General features: G+C 60.1%; 11 protein-coding genes and 1 pseudogene. 5 read left to right on the top strand and 7 right to left on the bottom strand.

Translation table 11 applies throughout. From position 1 onward, the window contains the following. Positions 1-420: 420 nt before the first annotated feature. The 5 genes from prpD to LUN51_RS03605 form a co-directional block, all read right to left on the bottom strand. Positions 421-1,905, bottom strand: a complete 1,485-nt coding sequence (gene prpD, locus LUN51_RS03625) for a 2-methylcitrate dehydratase (protein ID WP_277810170.1) — start codon at positions 1,903-1,905, stop codon at positions 421-423. 96 nt (positions 1,906-2,001) lie between these two features. Next, a complete protein-coding gene (prpC, locus tag LUN51_RS03620; protein ID WP_277810169.1) occupies positions 2,002-3,129 on the bottom strand; it encodes a bifunctional 2-methylcitrate synthase/citrate synthase in 1,128 nt (375 codons plus the stop codon). 70 nt (positions 3,130-3,199) lie between these two features. Next, a complete protein-coding gene (gene prpB / locus LUN51_RS03615; protein WP_277810168.1) occupies positions 3,200-4,081 on the bottom strand; it encodes a methylisocitrate lyase in 882 nt (293 codons plus the stop codon). Beyond that, positions 4,078-4,857: a GntR family transcriptional regulator gene (locus LUN51_RS03610; protein ID WP_277810167.1), complete on the bottom strand. Its 780-nt coding sequence runs from the start codon at positions 4,855-4,857 to the stop codon at positions 4,078-4,080. Before LUN51_RS03610 ends, prpB begins: the two co-directional genes overlap by 4 nt. A 130-nt stretch (positions 4,858-4,987) precedes the next feature. Further along, positions 4,988-5,863: an alpha/beta fold hydrolase gene (locus tag LUN51_RS03605; RefSeq protein ID WP_277810166.1), complete on the bottom strand. Its 876-nt coding sequence runs from the start codon at positions 5,861-5,863 to the stop codon at positions 4,988-4,990. A 127-nt stretch (positions 5,864-5,990) separates the two neighbouring features. Here LUN51_RS03605 and pabB point away from each other — a divergent pair, with 127 nt between their 5' ends. The 4 genes and pseudogenes from pabB (at position 5,991) to LUN51_RS03585 (ending at position 10,006) form a co-directional block, all read left to right on the top strand. Next, complete coding sequence (gene pabB, locus LUN51_RS03600) at positions 5,991-7,373, top strand: aminodeoxychorismate synthase component I (RefSeq protein WP_277810165.1); 1,383 nt, start codon at positions 5,991-5,993, stop codon at positions 7,371-7,373. 8 nt (positions 7,374-7,381) lie between these two features. Continuing rightward, complete coding sequence (locus LUN51_RS03595; RefSeq protein ID WP_277810164.1) at positions 7,382-8,440, top strand: FecCD family ABC transporter permease; 1,059 nt, start codon at positions 7,382-7,384, stop codon at positions 8,438-8,440. Positions 8,441-8,511: 71 nt separating this feature from the next. Then, positions 8,512-9,219: pseudogene (locus LUN51_RS03590) on the top strand (ABC transporter ATP-binding protein); the annotation flags it as partial. A gap of 166 nt (positions 9,220-9,385) precedes the next feature. Then, on the top strand, positions 9,386-10,006 hold the full coding sequence (locus tag LUN51_RS03585) for a phosphoadenosine phosphosulfate reductase family protein (RefSeq protein ID WP_097024107.1): 621 nt from the start codon (positions 9,386-9,388) through the stop codon (positions 10,004-10,006). A 120-nt stretch (positions 10,007-10,126) separates the two neighbouring features. Here LUN51_RS03585 and cysB read toward each other — a convergent pair whose 3' ends face one another. After that, entirely contained in the window at positions 10,127-11,098 is a 972-nt protein-coding gene (gene cysB / locus LUN51_RS03580) for an HTH-type transcriptional regulator CysB (protein ID WP_040242243.1), read from the bottom strand. A gap of 259 nt (positions 11,099-11,357) precedes the next feature. Between cysB and trxA the strand changes: the two genes are divergently transcribed. Further along, the gene (gene trxA, locus LUN51_RS03575) at positions 11,358-11,681 is read left to right on the top strand and encodes a thioredoxin (protein WP_075369080.1); all 324 of its coding nucleotides are present in this window, start codon (positions 11,358-11,360) and stop codon (positions 11,679-11,681) included. Positions 11,682-11,769: 88 nt separating this feature from the next. On the opposite strand, the gene LUN51_RS03570 is transcribed toward trxA, so the two are convergent. Then, positions 11,770-12,861, bottom strand: coding sequence for an AI-2E family transporter (locus LUN51_RS03570; protein ID WP_277810163.1), 1,092 nt, complete (start codon positions 12,859-12,861; stop codon positions 11,770-11,772). Positions 12,862-12,920: the final 59 nt, after the last annotated feature.

Raw genomic sequence — 12,920 nt, 5'->3', positions numbered from 1 at the left:
TGCCTTGATAGGTCGTGACTGGCACCCCTATCCTGAGCAAACGCCCACATGAATTACCTGATCGATTGTTAAAGAGCGGCTCCGGGCTCGACATGACAAGAGCGGAGCGGCTTGCGTGTGCCCGATGGGCGCCTCGCAAGGAAGGCGTATTCTACCGAAAGTGCCGTGATTGTCAAGGCGTTAGCCGGGGTGACAATCGCTGACATCGCCTTGAAGCGCGGCGTTATCAGGGGCCTTTCGAGGTGCGGCGCATTTTACCGATTCCGGCGTCGCTGTCAAGCGAGAAAGCCACCCGAAGGTTTGAATTTCTCAAGCACGTCAGCTACTTGCGCTACCCTTCCACCGCTGGCCACGAAGTCCGTCGCCGGCAGCGGATGCGTACTTTACGGACCTGACGGCGCGAACGCAAGGGGTTTTTTCTCAGATTACGAAACGGTCGACGAAACGGTGTACAGGGGTGCTTTCCAAGCGCGCCTGATCAGCGCACAGCGCCAGAATCTCATCGCAGTGTCGTGCCGGGAAGCGAGTCGCAAGGTTAGCGCTAAACTTCTCTCCCAGAAGGGGCATACCTTCTTCCCGGCGCCGACGGTGGCCGATGGGATATTCGACAGCCACTTGCTCGGTCTTGCTGCCATCTTTGAAGAACACCTGAATCGCATTAGCGATGGAGCGCTTGTCGGCCTCGAGATACTCGCGGGTATAGCGCGCGTCCTCTACCACTTCCATTTTGTCACGCAATTGATCGATGATCGGGTGTGACTCATGAAAGGCATCTTCGTAATGCTCGGCGACCAGTTGACCGAAGATCAAGGGAACGGCCGTCATGTACTGAAGGCAATGATCGCGGTCAGCGGGATTGGCCAGATGCCCTTGTTTGGAGATGATGCGAATCGCCGACTCATGAGTGGTGATCACGATCCTGTCGATGTCGTCCAGGCGGCCCTTGACCTGTGGATGCAGCGTTACGGCTGCTTCGCAGGCGGTTTGGGCATGGAACTCAGCCGGAAAACTGATCTTGAACAGCACGTTTTCCATGACATAGGAGCCGTACTCCTGACTGATACGGAAGTGGCGATCATCTTCCGGTTTGAGCTGCTGGTCCTTGTTGGTCTTCGTGAACAGCACATCATAGAAGCCCCATTGCGGTGCGCTCAGCACACCAGGAATGCCCATTTCGCCACGCATGGCGATATCCGCCAGTCGCACGCCACGCGAAGTTGCATCGCCCGCCGCCCAAGACTTACGTGACCCGGCGTTAGGTGCATGCCGATAAGTGCGCAGGCTCTGGCCGTCGACGAAGGCATGCGACAACGCGGCAAGCAGCCGTTCGCGATCCGCCCCCATCAACTTGGCGACCACCGCAGTCGAGGCGACCTTGACCAGGGCAACGTGATCGAGCCCTACCCGGTTGAACGAGTTCTCGAGCGCCAGCACGCCCTGAATCTCATGGGCCATGACCATCGCCTCGAGTACATCACGCACGGTCAGCGGCGCCTCACCTTCGGCCACGCGCTTTTGCGACAGATGATCGGCAATCGCCAGGATTCCCCCCAGATTGTCCGAGGGATGCCCCCACTCCGCCGCCAGCCAGGTATCGTTGTAATCCAGCCAGCGAATGATGGCGCCGATATCCCAGGCCGCCTTGACCGGGTCAAGACGCAGCTGGGTGCCCGGCACCCGCGCACCGTGGGGCACAACGGTCCCCTCGACCAACGGCCCTAGATGCTTGGTGCACTCGGGAAAGCGCAGTGCCAACAAGCCGCATCCCAGTGTATCCATCAAGCAGTAGCGCGCGGTTTCCAGTGCCTCCTGACCGGTGACACGATATTCCAGCACGTAATCGGCGATCGCCTGCAGCTCGGGATCGTAGTCGGGACGCTGGTTCTGTTCGACGTTGGCACTCATGTTGATTCCTTGAAGTCAGGCTCGAAGCTCGAAGCTCGAAGCTCGAAGCTCGAAGCTCGAAGCTCGAAGCTCGAAGCTCGAAGCTCGAAGCCAGTATTATTGACGCTTTTCGATCGGCAACCATCCCTGCTTTTCGGGCCCTACATAATCCGCACTGGGTCGGATGATGCGGTTGTTCTCGCGCTGCTCGAACACATGGGCGCACCAGCCAGTCAGCCGTGAACACACGAAGATCGGCGTGAACAGCTTGGTGGGAATGCCCATGAGGTGGTAGGCACTGGCGTGGAAGAAGTCTGCATTGCAGAACAGCTTCTTCTCACGCCACATCACTGCCTCGACACGCTCGGAGACAGGGTAGAGCCGCGTGTCGCCCACATCGTCCGCAAGACGCTTTGACCACTGCTTGATGATGGCGTTGCGCGGGTCGGATTCGCGATAGATCGCGTGCCCGAAGCCCATGATCTTTTCCTTGCGCTCGAGCATGCCCAGCAGCTCGCGCTCGGCCTCTTCAGGTGTTTGCCAGTCCTCTATCATCGCCATCGCCGCTTCATTGGCTCCTCCATGCAATGGGCCACGTAGCGAGCCAATAGCGCCGGTCACGCAGGAATGAATATCCGACAGCGTCGAGGCGCATACACGGGCGGTGAAGGTTGAGGCATTGAACTCATGCTCGGCGTAAAGAATCAACGAGACGTTCATCACCCGTGCATGCAGCTCAGAAGCGGGCTCGCCATGCAGCAAATGCAGGAAATGGCCACCCACCGAGTCATCGTCGGTTTCGGTATCGATGCGCACGCCGTCATGGCTGAAGCGATACCAGTAGTTAATGATCGAGGGGAACGCCGCCAGCATCCGGTCACTTTTATCCTGCTGCTCGGCGAAGCCCTCCTCCGTCTCGAGATTGCCCAGCATCGACGCACCGGTGCGCATTACATCCATTGGATGGGCATCGGAGGGAATCTGTTCGAGCACCGCCTTCAGCGATGCGGGAAGGCCGCGCAGCGACTTGAGTCGGGCCACGTAGGCGTCCAGTTCCTTCTGGTTAGGTAACTTGCCCTTGAACAACAAATAGGCGACTTCCTCGAAGCGCGCGTGCTCGGCGAGGTCGTGAATGTCATAGCCACGATACGTCAACCCGGAGCCGGACTGGCCAACGGTACATAACGCAGTGCTGCCAGCGCTCATGCCGCGCAAGCCGGTACTAGTGGGCGTTTTATCCGTCATGGCGAACCTCCTTGTGCCAGATCGTTATCGTTGTTGCCTTACGCTGATAGCGCCAGCCACACCTACCGTTTCACTGGTCCTCGTCGAACAAGGCATCCAGCTTGCGCTCGAAGGCGTGGTAATCGAGAAACTCGTAAAGCTCATCGCGCGTCTGCATCTTGTCGAGGACATCGCGCTGATGCCCATTGTCGTGAATGCTGCGATACACCTCGAGTGCCGCGGCATTCATGGCACGGAAGGCCGACAGCGGATACAGCACCATGCGGCAGCCCACGTCATGCAGTTCCTGCTGAGTGAACAATGGCGTGGCGCCGAACTCGGTGATATTGGCCAAAATCGGCGCATTGGCGCCCGTGCAGAATGCACGGTAGTCCTCGAGGCTATGCACGGCCTCGGCGAAGATGGCATCGGCACCAGCTTCGAGACAGGCATTGGCGCGCTCGATGGCCGCTTCCAAGCCTTCCTTCTGGAAGGCATCGGTACGCGCAATCAAATAAAAATCGTCATCCAGACGCGCATCGGCTGCCGCCTTAATGCGGTCCACCATCTCTTGCTGCGACACGATGGCCTTGTTGGGCCGGTGTCCACAGCGCTTCTGCGCGACTTGGTCTTCCAGGTGCACCGCCGCCACGCCAGCGCGCTGCATTTCCTTGATGGTGCGCGCGATATTGAACGCCCCGCCCCACCCCGTATCGATATCGACCAGCAGCGGCGTTTCTGAGGCCGCCGTAATACGCCGTGCGTCCTCGGCGACATCGTTCATCGTGGTCATGCCCAGATCGGGCAAGCCGAAGGACGCATTGGCCACGCCGCCCCCGGAGAGGTAAATCGCCGGATGCCCGACCTTTTCGGCCATGAGAGCCGTATACGCGTTAATGGTGCCGACGATCGGCAAGGGACGATGCGCGTCGAGCGCGGCGCGGAAGCGGACGCCCGGTGTGGGATGGCTCATGACGTCGTATCCTCCTCGAAACGGGGTTGGGACGCCTGCTCCTCATCGAGTGTCTCGGCATAATGCTTGGCGACATTCTCGCGAGACGCGCTGACGTGGCGACGCATCAAGAGTTCAGCCAATTCCTCGTCGCCCGCCTCGATGGCGTCGACGATACGATGATGCTCGACGAAAGCACGCTGCGGACGGGCGCCGCTGGCACTGAATTGCGTGCGGTAAAGGCGCACTAGGTAATAAAGGTCGTCACACAGCATGGTCATCAGCATGCGATTGTGGCTGCCCTGCACGATGCAGTAATGGAAATCCAGATCACCCTCTCGCTGGAAATAGGCCTCGTCGCGCTGCAGGTCCTCCTGACGCTCGTGGACTGCCAGCACATCGCGCAGTCCGGCGATTTCCGGCGCCGTCATGTGTCGCGCTGCCAGACGCGCCGCCATGCTCTCCAGGGCTTCGCGCAGATCGAACAATTCCAGCAGCTCACGCATGGAGAGCTTGACTACGCGTGCACCGACATGCGGGATACGCTCGATCAAGCGGTGGGCTTCCAGACGACGCATCGCCTCGCGCAACGGGCCGCGAGAGATGCCATAGGTCTTGGCCAACCCCGGCTCGGTGATCTTGGCTCCGGGGGCCAGTTCACCTCGCACGATGGCACTTTGCAGTTGGTGAAAGACGCGCTCGGCAAGTGTGCGCACTTCGGGAGCGTCGTCATGACCAGTCGCCGATTGCCAAGCATCATGAGAATCGGCGTTATGAGGTAAAGTAGGAAGCGTCATTTAATTGTCGACAATAAAGAATAAGTATTACTTTAGTAATCTACCCCAAAAGGGTCAACTGCCTGAAGCCTGGCGCTACTACACCTTTCGCCGTATGACCAGCACTCACCGGTGAGCATGTTGTCGACAATCAACCATCTTCGCCCTTGTTAAATGAAGATGCTTCTTGCAACAGGCCGGCGAGCCGCCGGGGTTTTTGAAACGGCAGAGAATGGTCAGTGCCCGGCAGTTCAATGTAGCGCCAGTCGGACCGTCGCTGCGCCAATGTTGAGTGATAGGCTTGCATGGCCGCGAGGCTTTTGCCTCCCACGACACTCGTCACATCATGTTGCGCCTCGAGCAAGGCATCGCGGTCGAGATGCCGGACGGCATCGGTCACGCAATCCAGCGCATTGGCGAACCCCAGTGGGCGGTGCGCGAGGCGGCGTATCATCATGCGCTCGGCCCGTGGGTTGCGCGAGCGATGTGGTGCAATCAAATCCAGAAAGGCGACGATACCTGCTTCCGGCGTCGATGCCTCGCGCATGGCACATGCCGCCTCGGCATAGCCCTCGCGCACTCGCACCATGGTCGCGCGGTCTTCGCGCTCCAGAAGTGCCGGCTCGAGCAGCATCATACGTCCGATGCGGGTACCCAAGCGCTGCTTGAGCCGCATCGCTACCAGCCCGCCAAACGAATAGCCCATGACATCGCATTGATCGATATCCTGGGCGTCGAGCAAGACTTCGACATCGTCGACGACTTCATCTAGCGAGAAAGGCCGCTCACGGCCATCCGCCGCACGCGTCGCCCCCATGCCCCGCAAGTCGGGCATCAGGAACGTCCGCCAGGCATCGAGATACGTCACCATCGGTCCCCAGGTCAGCTCGGCCGCCACTCCGGCACCGTGCAGCATGACGACCTTCCCCGCGCCTGCTCGACGCTCGAGGCGACGCCAATGGCACTGCTGATCCGGGCGCGCCAGAGTGCCTTGCCGCAACTCGCCCTCGTCCAGCGACGTTGTCATATTCATCATCCTCTATGTGTCGCGCCTCTGGGGCGTTGAATGGCCGTCATTATCCGCACACGCTCATGGGCGGACAAATCCGGCCAGCTTCCCTAAAATGAGTCGCCCGCGACAGGAAGCTGCACCGATGCCGACACTCGAATTGACGCCCCTGCCCTATCATGGCGATCCACTGGCACGCTTCGAGCGCCTGCGCCATCGACCCGACGCCGTGCTGCTGGATAGCGGCTTCCCGACGGCCCCCGGCGGACGTTACGACATCCTCGCCAGCGACCCCATCGCCTGGCTGGAAGTCGATCGAGACGGCCTGGTCACTAGTGACGTCGCGAACCTGCCCGATGATCCGCTCGCCGCTCAGCGTGCCTTTCTCGAGCGTCTTCCTACCCCCGACGTAACGAGCGAGCTGCCATTTCTGGGCGGCTTGATCGGCTATTGGAGCTACGATTTCGGGCGGCACCTGGAGGCTGTTTCAGGCCATGCTTGCGAGGCGGTCACGCTGCCCCACAGCCGTGTCGGACTCTACGACTGGGCCCTCATCCACGATCATCACACCCGCCAAGCCTGGCTCGTGGCTACGCCGGCGCGCCGCGCCCAAGTGTTGGCATGGCTACAAGCCACGCCATCACCAGCCCCGCCGTTTAAGCTGCTTGCCCCCTTTCGAGGTGAACTCGACCGTGCCGCTTACGGCGAGCGCTTCCGTGCCGTGCAGCATTACATCCGCAGCGGCGACTGTTACCAGATCAATCTGGCCCAGCGTTTCAGCACCCACTACCAAGGCGATTTATGGCACGCCTATCGGCGGCTACGCCAAGCAACACCGACGCCTTATGGCGCCTATCTCGCCTGGGACGACAAGGGCATTCTATCGTTGTCGCCGGAACGCTTCCTCGAAGTCGTCGAAGGACGCGTGGAAACGCGTCCCATCAAGGGCACTCGGCCGCGCGGCAACACCTCTACTCAAGATCAGCACTACGCCCGCGAGCTGAGCGACAGCCTCAAGGATAACGCCGAAAACGTGATGATCGTCGACTTGCTGCGCAACGATCTGGGGCGCGTCTGTCAGCCGGGAAGCGTCCGCGTCCCCCAATTATGCGGCCTGGAGAGCTACGCCAACGTCCACCACCTGGTCAGCGTGGTGACCGGTGAGCTCGATGAGACACGGCATGCGCTTGATCTGCTGGGAGCAGCATTTCCCGGCGGTTCGATCACCGGCGCGCCCAAGGTCCGCGCCATGCAACTCATCGACAACCTCGAACCCAGTCGCCGCAGCGTGTATTGCGGGAGCATCGGCTACGTCGATACGCGCGGGCGAATGGACACCTCCATCGCCATCCGCACCGCCGTGGCGGATGCCGGTCAACTCCACCTGTGGGGCGGCGGCGGCCTGGTCGCCGACTCAGACGAGGAGGCCGAGTACCAAGAAACACTCGCCAAAATCTCGCGCCTGATGGAGGCACTCGGCGCCGCTGGGGCCCATGAGCGCGACGAATCGCGTATCCTGAGCGAATGACAACCGCAATGCCTGAGTTCTCTCCTACCGACAGCGTCACCCGGTATCGCACGCGTCGTCGTCGCCAGCGTCGTCTCATCATCGGTGTTGCCTTGCTGACATTCGCTATGGTCATCGTCGACATCGCTATCGGCCCGAGCCAGTACCCACTGCGCGATGTGCTCATGACACTCGTCGCGCCGAGTGAAGCATCGGACACGCTGCGCGTCATCGTGTGGAACATTCGTCTGCCGGTGGCCCTGATGGCAATCGTCGTCGGTGTGAGCCTGGCACTTGCTGGCGCCGAGATGCAGACCATCCTCAACAATCCCCTGGCCGACCCGTTCACGCTGGGCATTTCCTCGGCGGCAAGTGTCGGCGCTGCGCTCGCCATCACCCTCGGCGTCGGCATCGTACCCTTCGCCGATACGTTACTGGTCACCGGCAACGCGTTCTTGCTGGCCCTGGCCGCGTCGCTGGTCATCTGGGGTGTCAGCCGCCTGCGCGGTGTCAGCGTGCAGACCTTGGTGTTGATGGGCATCGCCATCATGTTTTTCTTCAACGCCATGCTCGGCTTGATGCAGTACGTCGCCTCCGCCGAGGCCCTGCAGCAACTGGTGTTCTGGTCGCTGGGCAGTCTCGGCAAGGCCAGTTGGGGGAAAGTCGGCCTGGCGACACTAGCGCTTTGCGTGACGCTGCCGGTATTTCTCCATGCCGGCTGGCGGCTCACCGCGCTGCGGCTTGGCGATCTTCACGCCCAGGCCATGGGCATCGATGTCGCGCGCTTGCGGCTGCGTATTCTGCTGTGTTGCTCACTGCTGGCCGCCACCGCCGTGGCCTTCGTGGGAACGATCGGTTTTGTCGGCCTGGTGGGCCCGCATATCGCGCGCTTGCTGGTAGGCGAGGACCAGCGCGTCTTTCTGCCCATGTCCGCACTCAGCGGGGCGCTGATCATGTCCGTCACTTCGATCCTCTCAAAAACCCTGGTGCCCGGCATCCTGATTCCGATCGGCCTGCTCACCGCACTCATCGGGCTGCCGTTTTTCGTCTCGTTGATCCTGCGCAGCCGCAAGGAGATGTGGGGATGACGCTAACGCTCAAGCATCTCGATTGCCGATTGGGTGGCACGCCCGTCCTCGAGAGCATCGCCGATCTCGAGGCACGCCCCGGCGAGATCACCGCTCTGGTCGGCCCTAACGGCGCGGGAAAATCGACACTGCTCAAGGCCATCGCCGGCCTCGAACGTGCCGACGGCTCGCTCATGTTGCATGACCAGGAATTGATGACGCTATCGCTCGAACGACGTTCCCGATATCTTTATTACTTACCTCAAGAGCTCGGCTCACGTGCCGTGCTCAGTGTGTTCGAAGCCGTCTTGCTGGCGCGCCGTACTTGCATTCACGAACCGCATGAACGCGCACTGCTCAAGGTGCAGGCGACGCTTCAGGCGCTGGAGTTGGAGCCACTGGCCGAGCGCGAACTGAACCAGCTCTCGGGTGGGCAACGACAACGCGTCGCCATTGCCCAAGCCGTGACGCGCGAACCTTCGCTGCTACTGCTCGACGAACCGACCAGCGCGTTGGATCTTCATCATCAATTGCAGGTGCTCGACTGGCTGACCCGCCTCGCTGCACAGCGCCATATCATCATCGTCATCGCCATTCATGACCTGAGCCTGGCAGCGCGTTTCGCCCAGCATGTATGGATGCTCAAGGCAGGCCGTGTCGCCGCCAGCGGCACTCCCGGCGACGTCCTGACCCATGCGCGTCTGCGCGATGTCTATGCCATCGAGGCACACATCGAATGGCCGGACGACGAGCCGCCCCGTATTACGCCCCTCACAGCGATTCACTCGCTGGGGCGATGACTGCCAACGTTCATGCAGTTAGGTTCTAACAGGACAATCACTGCCTTCGTTAAAGGCATATAAGCTTCGAACCAATCGATATTGGGGGATCGTTTCGGCGGTTTGCTAGGGTATGGCCATTCGTTGAAGTCGACAGACTTCACGCCACCTTCCACAGGAGCTCATCATGTCGCTCGATATCGATGCCATCAATCGCGAGCTTGGTCACGACCCGGAGGCCCTGGTTCGCTGGGCGCTCTCGCTCGATGGCAAGGCGATCTGCACTACCAACTTTCGGCCTTTCGAGGCAGTGATCCTGCATATGATCACGCAGGTCCAGCCGGACATTCCCGTGATCTGGATGGATTCCGGCTACAACACCGAGGCCACTTATCGCTTCGCCGAAGAGATCAGCCAACAGCTGGACCTCAACTTGACGATTTATCATCCCCGCCGTTCACGCGCGCATCGCGATGCCGTCGAGGGCGAGTTTCCGACCATCGACGATCCGCGTCACGCGGCGTTCACGGAGGAAGTCAAGCTCGAGCCGTTCCAGCGGGCGCTGCGCGAGGCCGCGCCGCGTGTCTGGCTCACCGCACTGCGCGCCGAGGACACCGCCGAACGTGCCCAGATGCAGCCGGTATCGATCAATCAGGATGGCTTGATCAAGGTCGCGCCCGTGCTGCACTGGACCGCCAAGGACATGTATCAGTACCTGCAGAAGCATGACCTGCCCAACAACTTCGATTACTTCGACCCGACCAAGGTGGAAGACAAGCGTGAATGCGGGCTGCACCTTCAGCACTAAACTAAGCAGCACGAGGCAGCACTAGGCGCTGAGCTTCACCATCGAATAGATGACACGAATGCGCGCCATGCCGATGCCGCCTCCACGGGGCATCGGCATTCTCGTATTGCCAGGCCGCTCTTAGCGCACCGGCAGCTCGATTCCTTCGAACAGAACCTGTTCGTGACGTGGTCCCGCCGCCAGCGCAGCTTCAATGCTGTCTCGATCGAGGTGGGGGGCAAAGCGATTGACGAAGTCGAACATGAAGCCGCGCATGAAGGTGCCACGACGAATGCCGATCTTGGTTGTCGAGCTGGCGAACAGGTGGCTGGCATCGAGTGCCACCAAGTCGCGATCGACGACAGGGTCGACCGCCATATGCGCCACAATCCCAACGCCGAGCCCCAGGCGAACGTAGGTCTTGATGACATCGGCATCGGCGGCGGTGAGTACCACGTTGGGCGTCAGATCATGCGCTTTGAAGGCATCGTCGAGCTGCGAGCGACCGGTAAAGCCGAACAGGTAAGTCACCAGCGGATACTCGGCCAGGGCTTCGAGCGTCAATGTTTCGACCGACGCCAAGGGGTGATCTTGAGGGACCAGCACGCAACGGTTCCAGCGATAGCATGGCAATAGCACCAAGTCGGTAAAAAGCTCCAGCGACTCGGTGCAGATCGCGAAATCGGCCTGCCCTTCACTGACCATCTGGGCGATCTGCTTGGGCGTGCCCTGCTGCATGTGCAAGGCGACATCGGGATACTTCTGCCGAAACTCATGAATGACCGGCGGCAAGGCATAACGCGCCTGGGTATGGGTCGTGGCGATCGATAGGCTACCGCGCCGCTCGTCGCTGTGCTCCTGCGAGACGTGCTTGATGTTGTCGACGGTGCGTAACACTTTGCCGGCCAACTCGATGATTGCCTCACCGGCTGGTGTCACACGGGTCAGATGCTTGCCGCTACGCGCGAAGATCTCTACCCCCAGCTCATCCTCCAGCAAGCGTATCTGCTTGGAAATACCCGGCTGAGAAGTAAACAGACTCTGCGCGGTGGCTGAGACGTTGAGGTTGTGCCGGGCAACTTCCCAGATATAGCGCAGCTGCTGGAGTTTCATGAGTAATGCCTCCCGACCTGGCAATCTTTTATGGCATAAAATTTAAATTTGTGATTACTTTAAAGCATATGGTGCGAGAGTAGAAGAGCGCCGACAGCCTGGCAATACCGCACCGTGGTGGTGCGTGGAAAAGCGCCAACATGATAGGCTGATGCTATTGTCACCATACCGATGGGGCATTTGCCAGGGCCATGGTCAGCGGCTACCATCGCCTCATCTACGCTCGCAAAAGCGCAATGGAATACTGGAGAGATTCGTAATGGCTAATAATGTCGATGTCACCTCCGCTAACTTCGAGCAGGAAGTCGTCAACGCCGAACAGCCCGTACTGCTCAAGTTCTGGGCACCGTGGTGCGGCCCTTGCAAGATGATGGCCCCCGTGGTCGATGAAGTCGCCGACGAGAAAGCCGGTGGCCTCAAGGTCGTCAGCATCAACGTCGACGACGCACCGGAAATCGCCGCCGAGCAAGGTGTCCGCGGCGTTCCGACCGTGATGATGTTCAAGTCCGGCGCCAAGGTGGCTTCCTTGGTCGGTGCGCAGTCCAAGTCACAGCTGACACAGTTCATCGATCAGAACGCCTGAGACCACGGCGTTAAGCTTTTGAAGCACGCTGACAATCGCCCCGCTCATGCGGGGCGATTGTCGTTACAAGGACTGTCGGAGACATAGGCTACTCGGGAGGCGGCTCCGGGGTGACCTCGGCACGACGGTGCCGCACGCGTTCGGAAGGGCTCAGCAATTTCGCTAACCAACGCGTCTCGGGATGACTATCCAGAGCAATCTTGAGCGTCATGGTCAACGGCACCGATAGCAACATACCCACCGGCCCGAAGATCCATCCCCATACCACCAGCGACAAGAATGCCACCAGCGTGGAAAGCCCCATCGTGCGCCCCATGATCCGTGGCTCGATGATATTGCCCATTAGAAAATTGATCGCCAGATAGGCACTTGCCAGCAGCATCGCCTTGAAGGGGCCACCTTCCGGCATCGCCAAGGTCAAGAGCACGGCAGGAACGGCCGCCAAGGCCGAGCCGATATTGGGAATGTAATTGAGACAGAACGCCAGGGTCCCCCATAGCAGCGCGAAATCGACACCGATAATCATGCAAGAGCCCCACACCAGCACGCCGGTCACCAAGCTGATCACCGTCTTGATGGCCAGGTAGCGCTTGAGATTGCGACTGAATTCGGTGAAACGCTGAAGGCTCGGCGCGGGATTGAGCAAGGCTTGTGAGACCTTGTTGCGGAATTCCAATGTCTCGAACAACATGAAGATCACCAACAGCATGATCACAACGCTTTGCGAGAGCAGGTTACCCACACTGCTCAGAAAAACGGGGACCCAATCGGTCGCCTGGGAGGCATCGAGAAGCCGCGAGACACCCTGGGGGTCGATGGAGATCCCCTGCCCCGCCAGCCATCGCAGCACGGTCATATAGTGCTCTTGCAGCTGCTCTTGAAGCTTAGGCAAGGCGTCCATGAAGGTCGTGAAACTATTGCCAAGCAGTGCGCCCAACAGAGTCACCAATACCCCGAGTATCAGCAGCGTGACCAACACCGACAACCGCATTCCCAGGCCGTGCTCATGCAGCCAGTGCACCGGCGATGTGCAGATAACGGCGATGAACAGCGACAGCAATATGGGAATCAGCAAGTCGGCGCCGGCCTGCATACCGCCAACGATGATCACCAAAGACGCCAGCGTCAGCATCAAGTTGAGAGGGAGGTTCTGTGAACCGGGGTCATGTCCGGGGGGCATGGTGCGTTCGCATCCTTGACGAAACCAAGGCCCTATTCTGCCTGGCAGGGGGTACTTGC

This window comes from Chromohalobacter canadensis (genome assembly GCF_029544075.1).
Taxonomy (GTDB): Bacteria; Pseudomonadota; Gammaproteobacteria; order Pseudomonadales; family Halomonadaceae; genus Chromohalobacter; species Chromohalobacter canadensis_A.
Note: the sequence above shows the minus strand (reverse complement) of the source record. Positions and strands in the feature narration are given on the sequence as shown.

Coding starts and splice junctions, on each gene's coding strand:
- prpD (WP_277810170.1), bottom strand. CDS start 1,905: ATGAGTGCCAACGTCGAACAGAACCAGCGTCCCGACTACGATCCCGAG.
- prpC (WP_277810169.1), bottom strand. CDS start 3,129: ATGACGGATAAAACGCCCACTAGTACCGGCTTGCGCGGCATGAGCGCT.
- prpB (WP_277810168.1), bottom strand. CDS start 4,081: ATGAGCCATCCCACACCGGGCGTCCGCTTCCGCGCCGCGCTCGACGCG.
- LUN51_RS03610 (WP_277810167.1), bottom strand. CDS start 4,857: ATGACGCTTCCTACTTTACCTCATAACGCCGATTCTCATGATGCTTGG.
- LUN51_RS03605 (WP_277810166.1), bottom strand. CDS start 5,863: ATGACAACGTCGCTGGACGAGGGCGAGTTGCGGCAAGGCACTCTGGCG.
- pabB (WP_277810165.1), top strand. CDS start 5,991: ATGCCGACACTCGAATTGACGCCCCTGCCCTATCATGGCGATCCACTG.
- LUN51_RS03595 (WP_277810164.1), top strand. CDS start 7,382: ATGCCTGAGTTCTCTCCTACCGACAGCGTCACCCGGTATCGCACGCGT.
- LUN51_RS03585 (WP_097024107.1), top strand. CDS start 9,386: ATGTCGCTCGATATCGATGCCATCAATCGCGAGCTTGGTCACGACCCG.
- cysB (WP_040242243.1), bottom strand. CDS start 11,098: ATGAAACTCCAGCAGCTGCGCTATATCTGGGAAGTTGCCCGGCACAAC.
- trxA (WP_075369080.1), top strand. CDS start 11,358: ATGGCTAATAATGTCGATGTCACCTCCGCTAACTTCGAGCAGGAAGTC.
- LUN51_RS03570 (WP_277810163.1), bottom strand. CDS start 12,861: ATGCCCCCCGGACATGACCCCGGTTCACAGAACCTCCCTCTCAACTTG.